The sequence below is a fragment of the Streptomyces lonarensis genome, assembly GCF_012033735.1.
Taxonomy (GTDB): domain Bacteria; phylum Actinomycetota; class Actinomycetes; order Streptomycetales; family Streptomycetaceae; genus Streptomyces; species Streptomyces lonarensis.
In genome coordinates, this window is the sequence record NZ_JAAVJD010000056.1 from 1 (window position 1) to 17,668 (window position 17,668).

The window sequence follows — 17,668 nt, forward strand, 5'->3', positions numbered from 1 at the left end:
CCGGCACCACGCCGGCCGAGGTGCCCGCCCCCGCGGTACTCGTCCCCGGCCCGCCGGCCGTCCCGCCCCCCGAGGAGGACCGGCCCGGCGCCCCCGACCCCGCCCGCGGCGGGCGGCGCGACGCCGCCGCAGCACCGACCCACGGACCGGAAAGGCCAGCGCGGTGACCGAGACCACGCGCCCGATGCGGGCACTCGTCGTCGAGGACGAGACCTTCACCCGGCAGGAGCTGGCCGAGATGCTGGCGGACCTGCCGGAGTTCGGCAGCGTCGCGGAGGCCGACAGCGGCGAGGCCGCCGTCCGGGTGCTCGGCACCTCGGCCTTCGACGCGGTCTTCCTCGACATCTCCATGCCGGGCCTGGACGGCATGGAGGTGGCGCGGGTCCTGCACATGATGTCGGAGCCGCCCGCCATCGTCTTCGTGACCGCCTCCGAGCGCCACGCCGTCGAGGCGTTCGGGATCGGCGCCGCCGACTACCTGCTCAAGCCGATCCGGCCGGAGCGCCTCGCCGAGGCCGCCGCCCGGGTGCGCGCGCTGCGCCGGCCCGCCCCTCCGGCGCCCGGTGCGGCCGTCGACGAACTGACCGTGGTGCAGATAGAGACCGGGCGGCAGACGCTGTTCGTCCACCGCGACGACATCCAGTACGCCGAGGCGCACGGCGACTACGTGCGCCTCCACACCGCCGACGACAGCCACCTCATCCGGCTCTCGCTCTCCTACCTGGAGGAGGCATGGGGGCCGGCGGGGTTCGTCCGTGCCCACCGCGGCTACCTGGTCGCCGTCCGCTGGGTGCGCGACCTGCGGGTCACCAGCTCGTCCGGGCTGCTCGCCTGCACCCCCGCCGGCGAGGTGCCGGTCAGCCGCCGCCACGCGCGCGCCCTGAAGGAACGCCTGCTGTCGGCGGTACGGGACGAGCAGCGATGACGGCCCGGTGAGCCTGCCCTCGCGCCCACCCCACCGCCGGGTCAGGGTGACCAGCCCGCAGACCCGCATCGCGCTCTCCCGCCGCCACCGGCCCGTGCAGCAGCTGCTGCCCCTGCCCGACGAGACCATGGACGACGGCGCGCTGGCCGCGGCCCGGGAGACCTTCGCCCGGCAACGACGCCTCGCCCTGCGGACCTTCGCCGGGCTGGCCGTGCTGCTCCTCGGGCTCTCCGGGCTGCTCGCCGCGCTGCCGGTGCTGGACCGCGTCCCCGTCGGAACCGTCCCCGCCTCCTGGCTGCTGCTGATGGCCGCCAGCTACCCGATGCTGCTGGTGATCGCCGCCCTCCACGTCCGCGCCGCGGAGCGGGTCGAGGACACCGCCGCCCGCCACCGCCCACCGCCGCGACCCGGCGCCCCACCCGGGCCCGACGACGGGCCGCCGCGGTGACGGGGCTGCTCGCCATCGGGCTGCTGCTGGCCGCCAGCATGCTCATCGGCGTCTACGGGGTCCGCGCCGCCCGCTCCACCCCCGACTTCCTGGTCGCCTCCCAGGAGGTCAAGCCCACCTGGAACGCCCTCGCCATCGCCGGGGAGTACGTCTCCGCCGCCTCCGTCCTCGGCCTGGCCGGTCTGATGCTGAAGCACGGCATCGGCACGCTCTGGTACGCCGTCGGGTTCACCGCCGGCTACGTCGTGGTGGCCGCGCTGGTCGCCGGACCGATGCGCCGCTCCGGCGCCTACACCGTCCCCGACTTCGCCGACTACCGCCTGGGCTCCCAGCGCATCCGCAAACTCTGCGCGGTGATCGTCCTGGTGATCATGTGGCTGTACCTGATACCGCAGTTCAAGGGCGCCGGCGTGGTCCTCCACCTGGTCAGCGGGACCCCGTACTGGGTGGGGGTGGTGCTGGCCGGGCTCGTCGTCTCGGTCTCCATCCTCGCCGGCGGGATGCGCTCCGCCACCTACGTGCAGGGGTTCCACTACCTGGTCAAGCTGGTCTTCATCGCCGTCCCCGCCCTCGTGCTGCTGGCCTCCGCCGGGCCCGACGGGCGCGCCGAGGCGCTCCACGTCGACCTCACCGCGTGGAGCCGGCCGCTGCTCGACCTCGACAACTCCGGCGAACCGCTGCTGGCCACCTGGTCGGTGCTGATCGCCACCACCCTGGGCGCCGCCGGCCTCCCGCACGTGATCATGCGGTTCAGCACCACCGCGACCGCGCGCGCCGCCCGCCGCGTCGCGGTCTGGGTCATCGTGCTGCTCGGCCTCTTCTACCTCTTCCCCGCGGTGTACGGCCTGCTGGGCAGGGTCTTCACCCCGGAGCTCGCCACCGAGGGCGACACCGACACCGTGACCGTGGTGCTCCCCGGGGCGATGCTCCCCGGCACCTGGGGCGCCGTGCTGACGGCGCTGGTGGCGGCCGGCGCCTTCGCGGCGTTCCTCTCCACCTCCTCCGGCCTGCTGCTCGCCCTGGCCGGCGGCCTCTCCCACGACCTCTCGCGCACCGGCGCCACCGGCGTCGGCCGGCTGCGGCTGGCGGTCGCCGCGGGAGCGCTGGTGGCGGTGCTGCTGTCGCTGCCGGCCGCCGCCGTCGACATCAACGTGCTGGTCGGCTGGGCGTTCGCCGTCGCGGCGTCCACCTTCTGCCCGCTGCTGGTGCTCGGTATCTGGTGGCGCGGGCTGACCGCGGCGGGGGCGGCGGCCGGACTCGCGGCCGGGGTCTGTGCCTCCACCGGCGCCGCCCTCGCCTCGGCGGTGACCGACGTCCCGCACGGCTGGGTCGTCGTCCTCCTCGCCCAGCCGGCCGCCTGGACGGTGCCGCTGGCCTTCGCCGTCATGTACGGCGTCTCCCGGCTCGGCACCCCGCCCGAATGGGCCGAGCGCGCCGTCCTGCGCCTCCACACCCCGGACAGCGCCGACCAGCCACGGGGGTGAGCCGCACCGCCGGGCACGGGCACCGCCCCGGCAGGCCGCGTGTGACGGTCGCGGCGAGCCACCCCCAGTACGCTGGCCGTACCGTCTGGCGACCCCCGGAGACCGCATGCTGACCCGCCTCGAGGTCCACGGATTCAAGAACCTCCTGGGCCTTTCCCTCGACCTCGGCCCGTTCACCTGCATCGCCGGTGAGAACGGCACCGGGAAGTCGAACATCTTCGACGCCATCCAGTTCCTGTCACTCCTGGCCGACCAGTCGATGATGGAGGCGGCCCAGGAGGTCAGGGGAGTCCACGGCGAACGGCACGGCGACCCGCGGGACCTGTTCTGGAAGGGGTTCGAGCCCGGCGACCACCGCATGGGCTTCGCCGCCGAGATGGTCGTCCCGCTGGAGATCGAGGACGACTTCGGCCGTGCTGCCAAGGCCACGACCACGTTCCTCCGCTACGAACTCGAGATCGGCTACCAGGAGCCGTCCGGGCTCGACCGCTTCGGGCGCCTGACCCTGCTGCGGGAGGAACTGAGCCACATCACCAAGGGCAAGGCACCGCGGCACCTGCTGTTCCCGCACAGCGCCAAGCAGTTCCGGAACCACGTCATCCGGGGACAGCGCAGCGGAGCACCGTTCATCTCGACCACGACCGAGACCGGCGAATCCGTCGTCAAGGTCCATCAGGACGGTGGCAGCCGCGGCCAGCCCAAGCCGGCCGCAGCCTCCCGCGCCCCCGCGACGGTGGTCTCGACCATCACCAGCAGTGACGACCCGACCATCCTCGCCGCTCGCCGTGAGATGCAGTCGTGGCGCCGGCTCGCCCTCGAGCCGTCGGCGCTGCGTCGTTCGGACCGGTACGTCGACCCGCAGCGGATGGGGGCCGACGGCTCCCACCTCCCCGCGACCCTGTTCCGCGTGGCGCACGACACTCCGGGTGCGGACCCGAGCCAGGTCTTCGCCAGGGTGGCGGGAAGGCTCTCGGACCTGACCGGCATCCACGTCCGCGACATCGATGTCGATCAGGACGAGGTGCGTCAGCTCCTCACCGTCAACGTCCGCGAGGTGGCGGGGATGACGCTGCCCGCCCGCAGCCTCTCCGAGGGGACGCTCCGGTTCCTGGCACTGTGCGTCCTGCTCGAGGACACCTCCGTCTACGGCCTCGTCTGCATGGAGGAACCGGAGAACGGCATTCATCCCGCGAACCTGAATGCGATGGTCGCCCTCGTCCAGGATCTCGCCGTCGACACGACGGAGCAGCCTGGTTCGGGCAACCCCTTCCGGCAGGTGCTCATCAACACCCACTCGCCCGGCGTCGTGCAACTGGTCAACCCCGACGATCTCCTGTTCGCGGACACCTCACTGCACGTCTCGGACGACGGTGCGCTCAATCGCGTGCTGCGGCTTCGACCGCTCGCCGACACCTGGCGTGCGGTGCGCACCGGGAGCGACTTCGTGACCAAGGCCGACGTGCTGCCCTACCTCACGATCCCGGTGGGGGCGCAGCTCACTCTGGACGGGGAGGTGGGGGCCGCGTGACCGCCCGCGTCCTGTTCATCGGCGAGGGAACCAGCGACAACGGCCTGGCACCGCACGTCGAGTACGTTGCGGCGCGCAAGGGCCTCGACGTGTCGGTCACCGTCCCCGACTTCGCGCTGCTGCGGCTGCCCACCGGCCACTCCGTGCGGGACAAGCTGCGGGCGGCCCGCCTCCTCCAGGGGACGTACGACCTCGCAGTCCTGCACCGGGACGCCGACCGGGGTCCGGCTCAGGACCGCAGGGACGAGATCGCAGCTGCGGTGGACGCCGAATGGGCGGAACTGCGCCACGTCTCCGTGGTGCCCGTCAGGATGCTGGAAGCCTGGCTGCTGCTCGACGAGACGTGCTTGCGAAAGGTTGCCGAGAACCCGCGCGGGCGGGTCGGTCTCGACCTTCCGAAAGGCGCGGCCGCAGAGCGGATTCCCGACCCCAAGCAGCACCTCAAGGAGACCTTGGCGCGGGCGAGCGGCTACACCGGCCGCAGACTCGATCAGTTCCAGAAGCGCTTTCCGCAGCACCGCAGACGCATGCTCGAGCTGCTCGACCCGGAAGGTCCGGTAGCGGGGCTGCCCTCCTGGCGCTGTTTTGTCGACGACCTCGGGCGGGCGTTCGACGTCCTGGACGGCTGAGCACGGTAGGTGCCGCAGGCTGGAGCGGTCGCCCCGGCGTGCCGCGGCCGGCTGTCCGGTGCGCGTGGTTCCATGACTGGAGGGCCCCGCGGCGGGCTGCTCAGCGAGCCATGGGGGCGTCACCCGGACTTCCGCCGGCCCGTCCTGTGGCGTCCGTCGCTTCGGCCGCCGCGGGGTGGTCCGGCGCATGCGGCGCGTGGTAGGGGAAGTTGGGGCCCGCGGAAGCTCGGGGCTCGAACGCGCGCGTGAGGATCGTCACGTCCTGGTCAGGCCCCGGGCAGCGATTGGCGACGGCTGTGTCCGGTATGGCACACTGGGCGGGTTGCTCGGTCGTGCGCCGATGCCGCGCGCCTCCCGCCGGGAGGATCGGAAGCGAGTCCCACCGTATTCGTCGTTCCATATATGCCCTGGTCAGACAGGGTAGGGACGGAAGTACCGGGATCTTCCGGGAAGCGTGTGCGGGGTGGCGGCCAGGCACTCGGTGGAAGTCATCCCCCCTCTCCCGCAAGGGAAACCTGCTGCGCGCAAACCGGCTCAGCGGGGCGACACACCCGACCGCGTGGGTCGGGGCTCGGGGGTGGAGCGGAAGCCGGGTTCCGGAGCGTTGACGAGAGACAGGACTACGAAGTAGCCATGGCGGGACAGAAGATCCGCATCCGGCTCAAGGCCTACGACCACGAGGTCATCGACAACTCGGCGAAGAAGATCGTCGAGACGGTGACCCGCACTGGTGCGTCGGTCGCGGGCCCGGTGCCGCTTCCCACTGAGAAGAACGTGTACTGCGTCATCAAGTCGCCGCACAAGTACAAGGATGCGCGCGAGCACTTCGAGATGCGCACCCACAAGCGGCTGATCGACATCCTCGACCCGACCCCCAAGACCGTTGACTCGCTGATGCGCCTGGACCTTCCGGCCGGCGTTGACATCGAGATCAAGCTCTGAGAGGCGCGGAAGAGATGGCTAAGCAGATCAAGGGCGTCCTGGGCGAGAAGCTCGGCATGACCCAGGTCTGGGACGAGAACAACCGCATCGTCCCGGTCACCGTGGTCAAGGCCGGTCCGTGCGTCGTTTCCCAGGTGCGCACCAACGACCAGGACGGCTACGACGCCGTTCAGATCGCCTACGGCGAGATCGACCCGCGCAAGGTGAACAAGCCCCTCAAGGGCCACTTCGCCAAGTCCGGTGTCACCCCCCGCCGTCACCTCGTGGAGATCCGCACCGCGGACGCCACCGAGTACACCCTGGGCCAGGAAGTCACCGCCGAGGTCTTCGAGTCCGGCCTCAAGGTCGACGTGACCGGCACCTCCAAGGGCAAGGGCACCGCCGGTGTCATGAAGCGCCACGGCTTCGCCGGTGGCAAGGCTTCCCACGGTGCCCACCGTGTGCACCGCAAGCCCGGCTCCATCGGTGGCTGCGCCACCCCGGGCCGCGTCTTCAAGGGCATGCGGATGGCCGGTCGTACCGGCAACGAGCGGGTCACCACCCAGAACCTGACCGTCCACGCCGTTGACGCGGAGAAGGGTCTGCTGCTCATCAAGGGCGCGGTCCCCGGTCCGAACGGCGGCCTCGTCCTGGTCCGCACCGCGGCCAAGGGGGCGTGAGGTACATGAGCACCGTTAACATTCTTTCGCCCGCAGGCGAGACGACCGGAACCGTCGAGCTCCACGCGGAGATCTTCGACGTCCAGGTCAGCGTTCCGCTGATCCACCAGGTCGTCGTCGCCCAGCTGGCCGCGGCCCGCCAGGGCACGCACAAGACCAAGACCCGTGGCGAGGTGCGCGGCGGTGGCCGTAAGCCGTACCGCCAGAAGGGCACCGGCCGGGCGCGTCAGGGCTCGACCCGTGCGCCGCAGTTCGCCGGTGGTGGCGTCGTGCACGGTCCCGTGCCGCGCGACTACTCGCAGCGCACCCCGAAGAAGATGAAGGCCGCCGCCCTGCGCGGTGCGCTCTCCGACCGTGCCCGTCACGGCCGGGTGCACCTGGTGACCGGCGTCGTCGACGGCGACGTCTCCACCAAGGCCGCCAAGACCCTCTTCGGCAAGATCACCGACCGCAAGAACGTTCTGCTGGTGATCGAGCGCGACGACGAGAGCGCGCTGCTGTCCGCTCGCAACCTCCCCGAGGTGCACATCCTGGACGCGGGCCAGCTGAACACCTACGACGTGCTCGTCTCCGACGACGTTGTCTTCACCAAGGCCGCCTACGACCGCTTCGTGGCCGGTCCGGTGGCCGGCGGCAAGGCCGTCGCTTCCGAGGCGGAGCTTGAAGGGAGCGACGCCTGATGAGCGAGGCAACGCCGATCACCGAAGAGGGTGTGACCAGCAAGACGTTCACGGACCCCCGTGACATCCTGGTCAAGCCCGTGGTCTCCGAGAAGAGCTACGCGCTCCTCGACGAGAACAAGTACACGTTCATCGTGGACCCGCGCGCCAACAAGACCCAGATCAAGCAGGCCGTCGAGGCGGTCTTCTCGGTCAAGGTCGCGGCGGTGAACACGATCAACCGGCAGGGCAAGCGCAAGCGCACCCGCACCGGTTACGGCAAGCGCGCGAACACCAAGCGCGCGATCGTGACCCTCACAGAGGGCGACAGCATCGACATCTTCGGCGGACCGACCTCCTGACGGAGGCCAGGTCCATGAGCTGTCCGATTTTGGACGAGGACTGAGAAATGGGAATCCGCAAGTACAAGCCGACGACTCCTGGCCGTCGTGGCGCCAGCGTCGCCGACTTCGTCGAGGTCACGCGGTCCACGCCGGAGAAGTCGCTGGTTCGCCCGCTGCACAGCAAGGGCGGCCGTAACAACGCCGGTCGTGTGACCGTCCGCCACCAGGGTGGTGGACACAAGCGCGCCTACCGCGTGATCGACTTCCGTCGTCACGACAAGGACGGCGTGCCGGCGAAGGTCGCGCACATCGAGTACGACCCCAACCGCACCGCGCGCATCGCGCTGCTGCACTACGCCGACGGCGAGAAGCGCTACATCATCGCGCCGGCCGGCCTGAAGCAGGGCGACCGCGTGGAGAACGGCGCGGGCGCCGACATCAAGCCCGGCAACAACCTGCCGCTGCGCAGCATCCCGGTCGGTACGGTCATCCACGCCATCGAGCTGCGGCCCGGCGGCGGCGCGAAGTTCGCCCGCTCCGCGGGTGCCTCCGTGCAGCTGCTGGCGCGTGAGGGTCGCATGGCCCACCTGCGCATGCCGTCCGGCGAGATCCGCCTGGTCGACGTCCGCTGCCGCGCCACCGTCGGCGAGGTCGGCAACGCCGAGCAGTCGAACATCAACTGGGGCAAGGCCGGCCGTATGCGCTGGAAGGGCGTTCGCCCGACCGTCCGCGGTGTGGTCATGAACCCGGTCGACCACCCGCACGGTGGTGGCGAGGGCAAGACCTCCGGTGGTCGTCACCCGGTCTCGCCCTGGGGCAAGAAGGAAGGCCGTACTCGCGCGCCGAAGAAGGCGAGCAACAAGTACATCGTCCGCCGCCGCAAGACGAACAAGAAGCGCTAGGAGCGGGTTCAGATGCCGCGCAGTCTCAAGAAGGGGCCCTTCGTCGACGACCACCTCACCAAGAAGGTGGACGTCCAGAACGAAGCCGGCACCAAGAACGTCATCAAGACCTGGTCCCGCCGCTCCATGATCGTCCCGGCCATGCTCGGCCACACGATCGCGGTGCATGACGGCCGCAAGCACGTCCCGGTGTTCGTCACCGAGTCGATGGTCGGCCACAAGCTCGGCGAATTCGCGCCGACCCGCACCTTCCGCGGCCACGTGAAGGACGACCGCAAGTCGCGTCGTCGCTGATCGGCGGAGTGCGAAGACTCTTATGACTGACATCGAAGGGACAACCATGGAAGCCAGGGCCCAGGCGCGCTACGTGCGCGTCACGCCCATGAAGGCCCGCCGGGTGGTGGACCTCGTCCGTGGCATGAGTGCCACGGAGGCTCAGGCGGTCCTGCGTTTCGCCCCGCAGGCCGCGAGTGTGCCGGTGGGCAAGGTGCTCGACAGCGCCATTGCCAACGCCGCGCACAACTACGACCACACCGACGCCGACAGCCTCTTCATCTCCGAGGCATTTGTCGACGAGGGCCCGACGCTCAAGCGTTTCCGTCCGCGTGCCCAGGGGCGCGCCTACCGGATCCGCAAGCGGACCAGCCACATCACCGTGGTCGTCAGCAGCAAGGAAGGAACCCGGTAATGGGCCAGAAGGTTAACCCGCACGGGTTCCGGCTCGGCATCACCACCGACTTCAAGTCGCGCTGGTACGCCGACAAGCTGTACAAGGACTACGTCAAGGAAGACGTCGCCATCCGCCGCATGCTCACCCAGGGCATGGAGCGGGCCGGCATCTCCAAGGTGGAGATCGAGCGGACCCGTGACCGGGTGCGCGTCGACGTCCACACCGCCCGGCCGGGCATCGTCATCGGCCGCCGCGGCGCGGAGGCCGACCGCCTCCGGGGCAACCTGGAGAAGCTGACCGGCAAGCAGATCCAGTTCAACATCCTCGAGGTGAAGAACCCGGAGACCGACGCTCAGCTGGTGGCCCAGGCCGTCGCCGAGCAGCTGTCCTCCCGCGTCTCCTTCCGTCGCGCCATGCGCAAGAGCATGCAGTCGACGATGAAGGCCGGCGCCAAGGGCATCAAGGTCCAGTGCAGCGGTCGTCTCGGCGGCGCCGAGATGTCCCGCTCGGAGTTCTACCGCGAGGGTCGGGTGCCGCTGCACACCCTGCGCGCCAACGTGGACTACGGCTTCTTCGAGGCCCGGACCACCTTCGGCCGCATCGGTGTGAAGGTCTGGATCTACAAGGGCGACGTCAAGAACATCGCCGAGGTCCGTGCCGAGAACGCCGCCGCGCGTGCCGGCAACCGTCCCTCCCGCGGCGGCGCCAACGACCGCCCCGCCCGTGGTGGGCGTGGCGAGCGTGGCGGCCGTGGCCGCAAGCCGCAGCAGGCCCCCGCCGAGGGTGCCAAGGCAGAGGCCCCCAAGGCCGACGCCGCTGCAGCTCCGGCCGAGAGCACCGGAAAGGAGAGCTGACCCATGCTGATCCCTCGCAGGGTCAAGCACCGCAAGCAGCACCACCCGAAGCGCTCGGGCATGGCCAAGGGCGGCACCGAGGTTGCGTTCGGCGACTGGGGCATCCAGGCCGTCACCAGCGCCTACGTGACCAACCGGCAGATCGAGGCCGCGCGTATCTCCATGACGCGGCACATCAAGCGTGGCGGCAAGGTGTGGATCAACATCTACCCCGACCGTCCGCTGACCAAGAAGCCCGCCGAGACCCGCATGGGTTCCGGTAAGGGTTCGCCGGAGTGGTGGGTCGCGAACGTCAAGCCCGGACGGGTGATGTTCGAGCTGTCCTACCCGAACGAGAAGATTGCTCGTGAGGCGCTCATCCGCGCTTCCCACAAGCTTCCGATGAAGTGCCGGATCGTTCGGCGCGAGGCAGGAGAGGCGTGATGGCGGCCGGTACCAAGGCGGCCGAGCTGCGTGAGCTGAACAACGAGGAGCTCGTTGTGAAGCTGCGCGAGGCCAAGGAGGAGCTTTTCCGGCTCCGTTTCCAGTCGGCCACGGGTCAGCTGGAGAACAACAGCCGACTCCGGGCCGTTCGGAAGGACATCGCCCGGATCTACACCCTGATGCGCGAGCGCGAGCTCGGCATCGAGACGGTGGAGGGCGCCTGATGAGCGAGGACGTCGAGAACACCGTGACTACTACCGACACCGACGAGCGCAACGCCCGCAAGGTCCGTGAGGGCCTCGTGGTCAGCGACAAGATGGAGAAGACCGTCGTTGTCGCCGTCGAGGACCGCGTGAAGCACGCGCGGTACGGCAAGATCATCCGCCGTACCAGCAAGCTGAAGGCGCACGACGAGCAGAACTCCGCTGGTGTCGGTGACCGTGTCCTCCTCATGGAGACCCGGCCGCTGTCCGCAACCAAGCGCTGGCGCATCGTCGAGATCCTCGAGAAGGCGAAGTAACCAGCACTCATTCCTGAGCCGCCAGGCTCAGGATCAGTTCCGCCAGGCTCGGCGGGGACGGTCGCCCCAGTGGCGGCCGGCCCCGCCGGGAACCGGCAGACGATCAGGAGAGAGACGTGATCCAGCAGGAGTCGCGACTGCGCGTCGCCGACAACACGGGTGCCAAGGAGATTCTCTGCATCCGTGTGCTCGGTGGCTCGGGTCGCCGCTACGCGGGTATCGGCGACGTCATCGTCGCCACCGTCAAGGATGCGATCCCCGGCGGCAACGTGAAGAAGGGTGACGTCGTCAAGGCCGTCATCGTTCGCGCCGTCAAGGAGCGCCGTCGTCCCGACGGCTCGTACATCCGCTTCGACGAGAACGCCGCCGTCATTCTGAAGAACGACGGCGACCCCCGCGGCACCCGCATCTTCGGCCCGGTCGGCCGTGAGCTGCGCGAGAAGAAGTTCATGAAGATCATCTCGCTCGCGCCGGAGGTGCTGTAACCGATGAAGATCAAGAAGGGCGACCTGGTCCAGGTCATCACCGGTAAGGACAAGGGCAAGCAGGGGAAGGTCATCGTCGCCTACCCCCGCGAGGAGCGCGTCCTGGTCGAGGGTGTCAACCGGGTCAAGAAGCACACGAAGGCCGGCCAGACCGCCCGTGGCTCGAAGACCGGTGGCATCGTCACGACCGAGGCCCCCGTGCACGTGTCCAACGTGGCGCTCGTGGTCGAGCAGGACGGCACGAAGGTCACCACTCGCGTCGGGTTCCGCTTCGACGACGAGGGCAACAAGATCCGCGTTGCCAAGCGGACCGGTGAGGACATCTGATGACTGCCACCACCAACGCACCGCGCCTCAAGACGCGCTACCGCGAGGAGATCGCGGGCAAGCTGCGTGACGAGTTCAAGTACGAGAACGTCATGCAGACCCCGGGCCTCACCAAGATCGTGGTCAACATGGGTGTGGGCGACGCCGCCCGCGACTCCAAGTTGATCGAGGGCGCGATCCGCGACCTCGCCACGATCACCGGCCAGAAGCCGGCCGTCACCAAGGCCCGCAAGTCCATCGCGCAGTTCAAGCTGCGCGAGGGTCAGCCGATCGGCGCGCACGTCACGCTGCGCGGCGACCGCATGTGGGAGTTCATGGACCGTCTGCTGTCGCTGGCGCTGCCGCGCATCCGCGACTTCCGGGGCCTGTCCCCGAAGCAGTTCGACGGCCGGGGCAACTACACCTTCGGTCTCACGGAGCAGGTCATGTTCCACGAGATCGACCAGGACAAGATCGACCGGGTCCGCGGCATGGACATCACCGTGGTCACCACGGCCACCAACGACGACGAGGGCCGCGCGCTCCTGCGCCACCTCGGATTCCCGTTCAAGGAGGCCTGAGCCATGGCGAAGAAGTCGCTGATCGCCAAGTCCGCCCGCAAGCCGAAGTTCGCGGTGCGCGCCTACACCCGCTGCCAGCGGTGCGGCCGTCCGCACTCCGTCTACCGCAAGTTCGGCCTGTGCCGAGTCTGCCTGCGCGAGATGGCTCACCGCGGTGAGCTGCCCGGCGTGACCAAGAGCTCCTGGTAAGGACCACAACAACTACGCCGTAGGTCCCCGTGCCACACCCGTCCCGCCTCGGAGCGGGGAGAGGGACGGCGCAGACAGGAAACCCCGGCGAGAGAGGCCCAGGGCCATCACATGACTATGACTGACCCGATCGCGGACATGCTCACGCGTCTGCGAAACGCAAACTCGGCTTACCACGACGACGTCGTGATGCCGCACAGCAAGATCAAGTCGCACATCGCGGAGATCCTCCAGCAGGAGGGCTACATCACCGGCTGGAAGACCCAGGACGCCACGGTCGGCAAGAGCCTGGTCGTCGAGCTGAAGTTCGGCCCGAACCGCGAGCGCTCGATCGCCGGCATCAAGCGGATCTCGAAGCCGGGCCTGCGGGTCTACGCAAAGTCCACCAACCTGCCGAAGGTGCTCGGCGGCCTCGGCGTGGCGATCATCTCCACGTCGCACGGCCTGCTCACCGACAAGCAGGCGCACAAGAAGGGCGTGGGTGGGGAAGTCCTCGCCTACGTCTGGTAACGGAAGGGAACGGAGGAACAGCAATGTCGCGTATCGGCAAGCTCCCCATCCAGGTTCCCGCCGGTGTGGACGTCACCATCGACGGCCAGACGGTCGGCGTGAAGGGCCCCAAGGGCTCCCTGGCGCACACCGTCGCCGAGCCGATCGAGGTCGCCAAGGACGAGGACGGCACCATCGTCGTCACTCGCCCGAACGACGAGAACCGGAACAAGGCGCTTCACGGCCTGTCCCGCACGCTGGTGGCGAATCTGATCACTGGCGTGACCCAGGGCTTCAGCAAGCGGCTGGAGATCAGCGGTGTGGGTTACCGGGTCCTGGCGAAGGGCTCCGACCTGGAGTTCTCGCTCGGATACAGCCACCCGATCCTGATCAAGGCCCCCGAGGGCATCACCTTCAAGGTGGAGTCCCCGACCAAGCTGAGTGTCGAGGGCATCGACAAGCAGCAGGTCGGCGAGGTCGCCGCCCGGATTCGCAAGCTGCGCAAGCCCGACCCGTACAAGGCCAAGGGCGTCAAGTACGAGGGCGAAGTCATCCGCCGCAAGGTCGGAAAGGCTGGTAAGTAACCCATGGCATACGGTGTGAAGATCGCCAAGGGCGACGCCCGTAAGCGCACTGCCGCCAAGCGCCGCCACCTGCGGATTCGCAAGCGGATCTCCGGTACCGCCGAGCGTCCGCGCCTGGTGGTCACGCGGTCCAACCGGCACATGGTGGCGCAGGTCATCGACGACGTGAAGGGCCACACGCTGGCCTCCGCCTCGTCGCTGGACGTGTCCATCCGTGACGGCGAAGGCGACAAGAGCGACAAGGCCAAGCAGGTCGGCGCACTCCTCGCGGAGCGGGCCAAGACGGCCGGCGTCGAGGCTGTCGTGTTCGACCGTGGCGGTAACCGGTACGCGGGGCGCATCGCCGCCCTGGCGGACGCCGCCCGCGAGGCCGGGCTCAAGTTCTGAGCCGGTTCCGTAGCTAGCGGAAACAGAAAGAGGTAATTCCAATGGCTGGACCCCAGCGCCGCGGTGGCGGCGCCGGTGGCGGCGAGCGGCGGGACCGGAAGGGCCGTGACGGCGGCGCAGCTGCCGAGAAGACCGCGTACGTTGAGCGCGTTGTCGCGATCAACCGCGTCGCCAAGGTTGTGAAGGGTGGTCGTCGCTTCAGCTTCACCGCGCTGGTCGTGGTGGGCGATGCCGATGGCACCGTCGGTGTCGGATACGGGAAGGCGAAGGAGGTTCCGGCCGCCATCGCCAAGGGTGTTGAGGAGGCCAAGAAGAGCTTCTTCAAGGTCCCGCGTATCCAGGGCACCATCCCCCACCCGATCCAGGGTGAGGAGGCCGCCGGTGTCGTGCTCCTCAAGCCCGCGTCCCCCGGTACCGGCGTCATCGCCGGTGGCCCGGTGCGTGCGGTGCTCGAGTGCGCCGGCATCCACGACGTGCTGAGCAAGTCGCTCGGTTCGTCCAACCCCATCAACATCGTGCACGCCACGGTGGCCGCGCTCCGGGGCCTGCAGCGTCCCGAGGCGATCGCCGCCCGTCGTGGCCTGCCGCTGGAGGACGTCGCCCCCGCAGCTCTGCTGCGTGCGCGTGCCGGGGTGGGTGCCTGATGGCTCGCCTGAAGATCACCCAGACCAAGTCCTACATCGGTAGCAAGCAGCACCACCGTGACACGCTCCGCTCGCTCGGGCTGAAGCGCGTCAACGACACGGTGGTGAAGGATGACCGCCCCGAGTTCCGTGGCATGGCCCAGGCCGTGCGGCACCTCGTGTCGGTCGAGGAGGTCGACTGATATGAGCGAGAACAAGCCGCTCAAGGTCCACAACCTCCGCCCGGCTCCGGGCGCCAAGACCGCCAAGACCCGTGTGGGTCGTGGTGAGGCGTCCAAGGGCAAGACCGCCGGCCGCGGTACCAAGGGCACCAAGGCCCGTTACCAGGTCAAGGCGGGCTTCGAGGGTGGACAGCTGCCGCTGCACATGCGGCTGCCCAAGCTCAAGGGTTTCAAGAACCCCGCCCACAAGCAGTTCCAGGTCGTCAACCTGGAGCGTCTCGCTTCCCTCTACCCCGAGGGTGGCGAGGTGACGGTGGCCGACCTGGTCGCCAAGGGCGCCGTGCGCAAGAACGAGCTCGTCAAGGTGCTGGGCACCGGTGAGATCTCGGTGGCCGTGCAGGTGACGGTTGACGCCGTCTCCGGCTCTGCCAAGGAGAAGATCACCGCTGCCGGCGGCACCGTCACCGAGCTCCTTCGGGCCGAGGACTGAGCCGAACGATGATCACACGACCGGGGATGCCCTTTCAGGGCATCCCCGGTCGCTCGTTCCGGCAGAGCCCGTGCGCCGGTAAGGTATCCCCGGTGCCACGTGTCGTGGCCCGTCCGTGCCATGCTCCGTGACGCTGAAGGGCGTTGGGGTGTACATGGCGTGACGGTGCCTCGGCCGCCGGCTCAGCTGCCCGACCAGACTTATCCGTTGAACATCAAGACCGTCACCTCTCGCGGGTACCGCGGGGGGCGCAGGAGGAACCGTGCTCACCGCGTTCGCCCGGGCGTTCCAGACCCCCGACCTGCGTAAGAAGCTGCTCTTCACGCTCGGCATTGTGGTGCTGTTCCGGTTCGGGGCCCACGTCCCCACGCCGGGCGTCAGTTACCAGAACGTCCAGTACTGCGTCGCCGGCATCGAACAGGGCAACGCCGGACTGTTCGGGCTGGTCAACATGTTCAGCGGTGGCGCGCTGATGCAGCTGACCATCTTCGCTCTGGGGATCATGCCGTACATCACGGCGAGCATCATCCTCCAGCTGCTGGTGGTGGTGATCCCGAGGCTCGAGGCCCTGAAGAAGGAGGGGCAGTCGGGCCAGGCGAAGATCACCCAGTACACCCGCTACCTGACGGTGGCCCTCGCCGTCCTCCAGGCCACCGGCCTGGTGGCGACCGCGCGCAGTGGCTCGCTCTTCCCCGGCTGTGACCGTCCGATCATTCCGGACGACGGGATCTACACGACGGTCCTGATGATCATCACGCTCACCGCGGCCACCGCGCTGATCATGTGGATGGGTGAACTCATCACCGACCGCGGTATCGGCAACGGCATGTCGATGCTGATGTTCGTCTCCATCGCCTCCGGTTTCCCCGCGGCCCTGTGGTCGATCAAGCAGGGCGGCACGCTGGCCGACGGCTGGATCGAGTTCGGCGTCGTGGTCGTCGTCGGCCTCGCCATCGTCTTCCTCGTCGTCTTCGTCGAGCTCGCCCAGCGCCGCATCCCGGTGCAGTACGCGAAGCGCATGATCGGCCGCCGCGCCTACGGCGGGACCTCGACCTACATCCCGCTCAAGGTGAACCAGGCCGGCGTCATCCCGGTCATCTTCGCCTCCTCGCTGCTGTACATCCCGATGCTGCTGGTGACCTTCAGCGACTCCGAGGCCGGTTGGGCCGACTGGGTCCAGCGGCACCTGCAGTCCATGGACAGCCCGATCTACCTGATCACGTACTTCCTGCTCATCGTCTTCTTCGCGTTCTTCTACGTGTCCATCACGTTCAACCCCGAAGACGTGGCCGAGAACATGAAGAAGTATGGTGGCTTCATCCCGGGCATCCGGGCGGGTCGTCCCACGGTGGAGTACCTGAGCTACGTGCTCAACCGCATCACCTGGCCCGGCGCGCTCTACCTGGGCATGATCGCCCTGATCCCCGCGGTCGCGCTGATCATGTTCGGCGCCCAGGGTGAGTTCCCCTTCGGCGGAACCTCCATCCTGATCATCGTGGGCGTCGGTCTGGAGACCTGCCGGCAGATCGAGAGCCAGCTGCACCAGCGAAACTACGAAGGGTTCCTCCGCTGATGAGAATCGTCCTCGTCGGACCGCCCGGTGCGGGCAAGGGCACGCAGGCCGCGCTGCTCGCCGAGAACCTCGGCATCCCGCACATCTCGACCGGAGACCTCTTCCGCGCCAACATCAGCCAGGGCACCGCGCTCGGGCTGGAGGCCCAGCGCTACATGCGCGAGGGCAACCTGGTGCCGGACGAGATCACCGTCGGAATGGCGGCCGACCGGATGGCTCACGCGGACGCCGCGAACGGTTTCCTGCTCGACGGCTTCCCGCGGAACATCGCGCAGGCCCGGGCGCTGGACAAGCAGTTGGAGGAGGCCGAGCTCGCCCTCGACGCCGTCCTCGACCTGGAGGTCCCCGAGGACGAGGTGGTCCGGCGGATCGCCGGCCGCCGGATGTGCGGCTCGGACTCCAGCCACATCTACCACGTGGAGTACTCCCGGCCGAAGGTCGACGGGGTCTGCGACATCTGTGGCGGTGAGCTGTACCAGCGTGAGGACGACTCCGAGGAGACCGTCCGGAAGCGCCTGGAGGTCTACCACCAGGAGACCGAGCCGATCATCGACTACTACCGCGACCAGAACCTGGTGGTGACGATCTCCGCGCTCGGCGCGGTGCCCGAGATCACCCGGCGCGCCCTCGACGCGCTGCGCGGCGGTACCTCCGGCGCCTGAGGGCGCCCGGAACGAACGACCGGCGGGCCCTTGCCCGCCCCGGGCGGTCCGACGAGGACGATTCTCATCAGCGGAGGAACCCTTCGTAGTTTCGCTGGTGCAGCTGGCTCTCGATCTGCCGGCAGGTCTC

General features: G+C 68.9%; 28 protein-coding genes. All 28 read left to right on the forward strand.

Annotated elements, in window-relative coordinates:
* Nucleotides 1–163 precede the first annotated feature (163 nt).
* The 28 genes from HCN56_RS09945 to HCN56_RS10085 all read left to right on the forward strand — a co-directional run bounded on the left by HCN56_RS09945 (nucleotide 164) and on the right by HCN56_RS10085 (nucleotide 17,538).
* Entirely contained in the window at nucleotides 164–925 is a 762-nt protein-coding gene (locus tag HCN56_RS09945; protein ID WP_312871159.1) for a LytR/AlgR family response regulator transcription factor, read from the forward strand.
* A 46-nt stretch (nucleotides 926–971) separates the two neighbouring features.
* Nucleotides 972–1,373, forward strand: a complete 402-nt coding sequence (locus tag HCN56_RS09950; protein ID WP_209312563.1) for a hypothetical protein — start codon at nucleotides 972–974, stop codon at nucleotides 1,371–1,373.
* The gene (locus HCN56_RS09955; RefSeq protein WP_312871160.1) at nucleotides 1,370–2,857 is read left to right on the forward strand and encodes a sodium:solute symporter family transporter; all 1,488 of its coding nucleotides are present in this window, start codon (nucleotides 1,370–1,372) and stop codon (nucleotides 2,855–2,857) included. The genes HCN56_RS09950 and HCN56_RS09955 overlap by 4 nt, the downstream gene beginning before the upstream one ends.
* Before the next feature lie 106 nt (nucleotides 2,858–2,963).
* Nucleotides 2,964–4,385, forward strand: a complete 1,422-nt coding sequence (locus HCN56_RS09960) for an AAA family ATPase (RefSeq protein WP_167969362.1) — start codon at nucleotides 2,964–2,966, stop codon at nucleotides 4,383–4,385.
* The gene (locus HCN56_RS09965; RefSeq protein ID WP_167969364.1) at nucleotides 4,382–5,014 is read left to right on the forward strand and encodes a DUF4276 family protein; all 633 of its coding nucleotides are present in this window, start codon (nucleotides 4,382–4,384) and stop codon (nucleotides 5,012–5,014) included. Before HCN56_RS09960 ends, HCN56_RS09965 begins: the two co-directional genes overlap by 4 nt.
* A 633-nt stretch (nucleotides 5,015–5,647) precedes the next feature.
* Nucleotides 5,648–5,956: a 30S ribosomal protein S10 gene (rpsJ, locus tag HCN56_RS09970; RefSeq protein WP_016909683.1), complete on the forward strand. Its 309-nt coding sequence runs from the start codon at nucleotides 5,648–5,650 to the stop codon at nucleotides 5,954–5,956.
* Nucleotides 5,957–5,970: 14 nt separating this feature from the next.
* Nucleotides 5,971–6,615 (forward strand): 50S ribosomal protein L3, encoded by a 645-nt coding sequence (gene rplC, locus HCN56_RS09975; protein ID WP_167969366.1) that lies wholly within the window; start codon nucleotides 5,971–5,973, stop codon nucleotides 6,613–6,615.
* A 5-nt stretch (nucleotides 6,616–6,620) separates the two neighbouring features.
* Complete coding sequence (gene rplD / locus HCN56_RS09980; RefSeq protein WP_167969368.1) at nucleotides 6,621–7,295, forward strand: 50S ribosomal protein L4; 675 nt, start codon at nucleotides 6,621–6,623, stop codon at nucleotides 7,293–7,295.
* Nucleotides 7,296–7,312: 17 nt separating this feature from the next.
* The gene (gene rplW, locus HCN56_RS09985) at nucleotides 7,313–7,636 is read left to right on the forward strand and encodes a 50S ribosomal protein L23 (RefSeq protein WP_167934057.1); all 324 of its coding nucleotides are present in this window, start codon (nucleotides 7,313–7,315) and stop codon (nucleotides 7,634–7,636) included.
* Nucleotides 7,637–7,683: 47 nt separating this feature from the next.
* Nucleotides 7,684–8,520 carry a 50S ribosomal protein L2 gene (gene rplB / locus HCN56_RS09990; RefSeq protein WP_167969370.1) on the forward strand — a complete coding sequence of 279 codons (837 nt, stop codon included), beginning with the start codon at nucleotides 7,684–7,686 and terminating at the stop codon, nucleotides 8,518–8,520.
* A 12-nt stretch (nucleotides 8,521–8,532) separates the two neighbouring features.
* Entirely contained in the window at nucleotides 8,533–8,814 is a 282-nt protein-coding gene (gene rpsS, locus HCN56_RS09995; protein WP_167934052.1) for a 30S ribosomal protein S19, read from the forward strand.
* Between the two features lie 46 nt (nucleotides 8,815–8,860).
* The gene (gene rplV, locus HCN56_RS10000; protein WP_167969457.1) at nucleotides 8,861–9,208 is read left to right on the forward strand and encodes a 50S ribosomal protein L22; all 348 of its coding nucleotides are present in this window, start codon (nucleotides 8,861–8,863) and stop codon (nucleotides 9,206–9,208) included.
* Nucleotides 9,208–10,044 (forward strand): 30S ribosomal protein S3, encoded by an 837-nt coding sequence (gene rpsC, locus HCN56_RS10005; protein ID WP_167934051.1) that lies wholly within the window; start codon nucleotides 9,208–9,210, stop codon nucleotides 10,042–10,044. The genes rplV and rpsC overlap by 1 nt, the downstream gene beginning before the upstream one ends.
* 3 nt (nucleotides 10,045–10,047) lie before the next feature.
* Nucleotides 10,048–10,467, forward strand: a complete 420-nt coding sequence (gene rplP / locus HCN56_RS10010) for a 50S ribosomal protein L16 (protein ID WP_167934050.1) — start codon at nucleotides 10,048–10,050, stop codon at nucleotides 10,465–10,467.
* A complete protein-coding gene (gene rpmC, locus HCN56_RS10015) occupies nucleotides 10,467–10,691 on the forward strand; it encodes a 50S ribosomal protein L29 (RefSeq protein WP_167969372.1) in 225 nt (74 codons plus the stop codon). Before rplP ends, rpmC begins: the two co-directional genes overlap by 1 nt.
* Nucleotides 10,691–10,987 carry a 30S ribosomal protein S17 gene (gene rpsQ, locus HCN56_RS10020; RefSeq protein WP_167969380.1) on the forward strand — a complete coding sequence of 99 codons (297 nt, stop codon included), beginning with the start codon at nucleotides 10,691–10,693 and terminating at the stop codon, nucleotides 10,985–10,987. The genes rpmC and rpsQ overlap by 1 nt, the downstream gene beginning before the upstream one ends.
* 116 nt (nucleotides 10,988–11,103) lie before the next feature.
* On the forward strand, nucleotides 11,104–11,472 hold the full coding sequence (gene rplN, locus HCN56_RS10025; RefSeq protein WP_019433424.1) for a 50S ribosomal protein L14: 369 nt from the start codon (nucleotides 11,104–11,106) through the stop codon (nucleotides 11,470–11,472).
* Nucleotides 11,473–11,475: 3 nt separating this feature from the next.
* Nucleotides 11,476–11,799: a 50S ribosomal protein L24 gene (rplX, locus tag HCN56_RS10030; RefSeq protein WP_167934047.1), complete on the forward strand. Its 324-nt coding sequence runs from the start codon at nucleotides 11,476–11,478 to the stop codon at nucleotides 11,797–11,799.
* Nucleotides 11,799–12,359 carry a 50S ribosomal protein L5 gene (rplE, locus tag HCN56_RS10035; RefSeq protein ID WP_167934046.1) on the forward strand — a complete coding sequence of 187 codons (561 nt, stop codon included), beginning with the start codon at nucleotides 11,799–11,801 and terminating at the stop codon, nucleotides 12,357–12,359. Before rplX ends, rplE begins: the two co-directional genes overlap by 1 nt.
* Nucleotides 12,360–12,362: 3 nt before the next feature.
* A complete protein-coding gene (locus HCN56_RS10040; RefSeq protein WP_167934045.1) occupies nucleotides 12,363–12,548 on the forward strand; it encodes a type Z 30S ribosomal protein S14 in 186 nt (61 codons plus the stop codon).
* A 111-nt stretch (nucleotides 12,549–12,659) separates the two neighbouring features.
* Entirely contained in the window at nucleotides 12,660–13,058 is a 399-nt protein-coding gene (gene rpsH / locus HCN56_RS10050; RefSeq protein WP_167969388.1) for a 30S ribosomal protein S8, read from the forward strand.
* 23 nt (nucleotides 13,059–13,081) lie between these two features.
* On the forward strand, nucleotides 13,082–13,621 hold the full coding sequence (gene rplF / locus HCN56_RS10055; protein WP_167969390.1) for a 50S ribosomal protein L6: 540 nt from the start codon (nucleotides 13,082–13,084) through the stop codon (nucleotides 13,619–13,621).
* A 3-nt stretch (nucleotides 13,622–13,624) separates the two neighbouring features.
* A complete protein-coding gene (gene rplR / locus HCN56_RS10060; RefSeq protein ID WP_167934041.1) occupies nucleotides 13,625–14,008 on the forward strand; it encodes a 50S ribosomal protein L18 in 384 nt (127 codons plus the stop codon).
* A 41-nt stretch (nucleotides 14,009–14,049) separates the two neighbouring features.
* A complete protein-coding gene (gene rpsE / locus HCN56_RS10065) occupies nucleotides 14,050–14,652 on the forward strand; it encodes a 30S ribosomal protein S5 (protein WP_167969400.1) in 603 nt (200 codons plus the stop codon).
* A complete protein-coding gene (gene rpmD / locus HCN56_RS10070; protein ID WP_167969409.1) occupies nucleotides 14,652–14,834 on the forward strand; it encodes a 50S ribosomal protein L30 in 183 nt (60 codons plus the stop codon). Before rpsE ends, rpmD begins: the two co-directional genes overlap by 1 nt.
* Nucleotide 14,835: 1 nt before the next feature.
* The gene (rplO, locus tag HCN56_RS10075) at nucleotides 14,836–15,303 is read left to right on the forward strand and encodes a 50S ribosomal protein L15 (protein WP_167934038.1); all 468 of its coding nucleotides are present in this window, start codon (nucleotides 14,836–14,838) and stop codon (nucleotides 15,301–15,303) included.
* A 262-nt stretch (nucleotides 15,304–15,565) separates the two neighbouring features.
* Nucleotides 15,566–16,876, forward strand: a complete 1,311-nt coding sequence (secY, locus tag HCN56_RS10080) for a preprotein translocase subunit SecY (RefSeq protein ID WP_167969411.1) — start codon at nucleotides 15,566–15,568, stop codon at nucleotides 16,874–16,876.
* Nucleotides 16,876–17,538, forward strand: a complete 663-nt coding sequence (locus HCN56_RS10085) for an adenylate kinase (protein ID WP_167969413.1) — start codon at nucleotides 16,876–16,878, stop codon at nucleotides 17,536–17,538. The genes secY and HCN56_RS10085 overlap by 1 nt, the downstream gene beginning before the upstream one ends.
* Nucleotides 17,539–17,668: the final 130 nt, after the last annotated feature.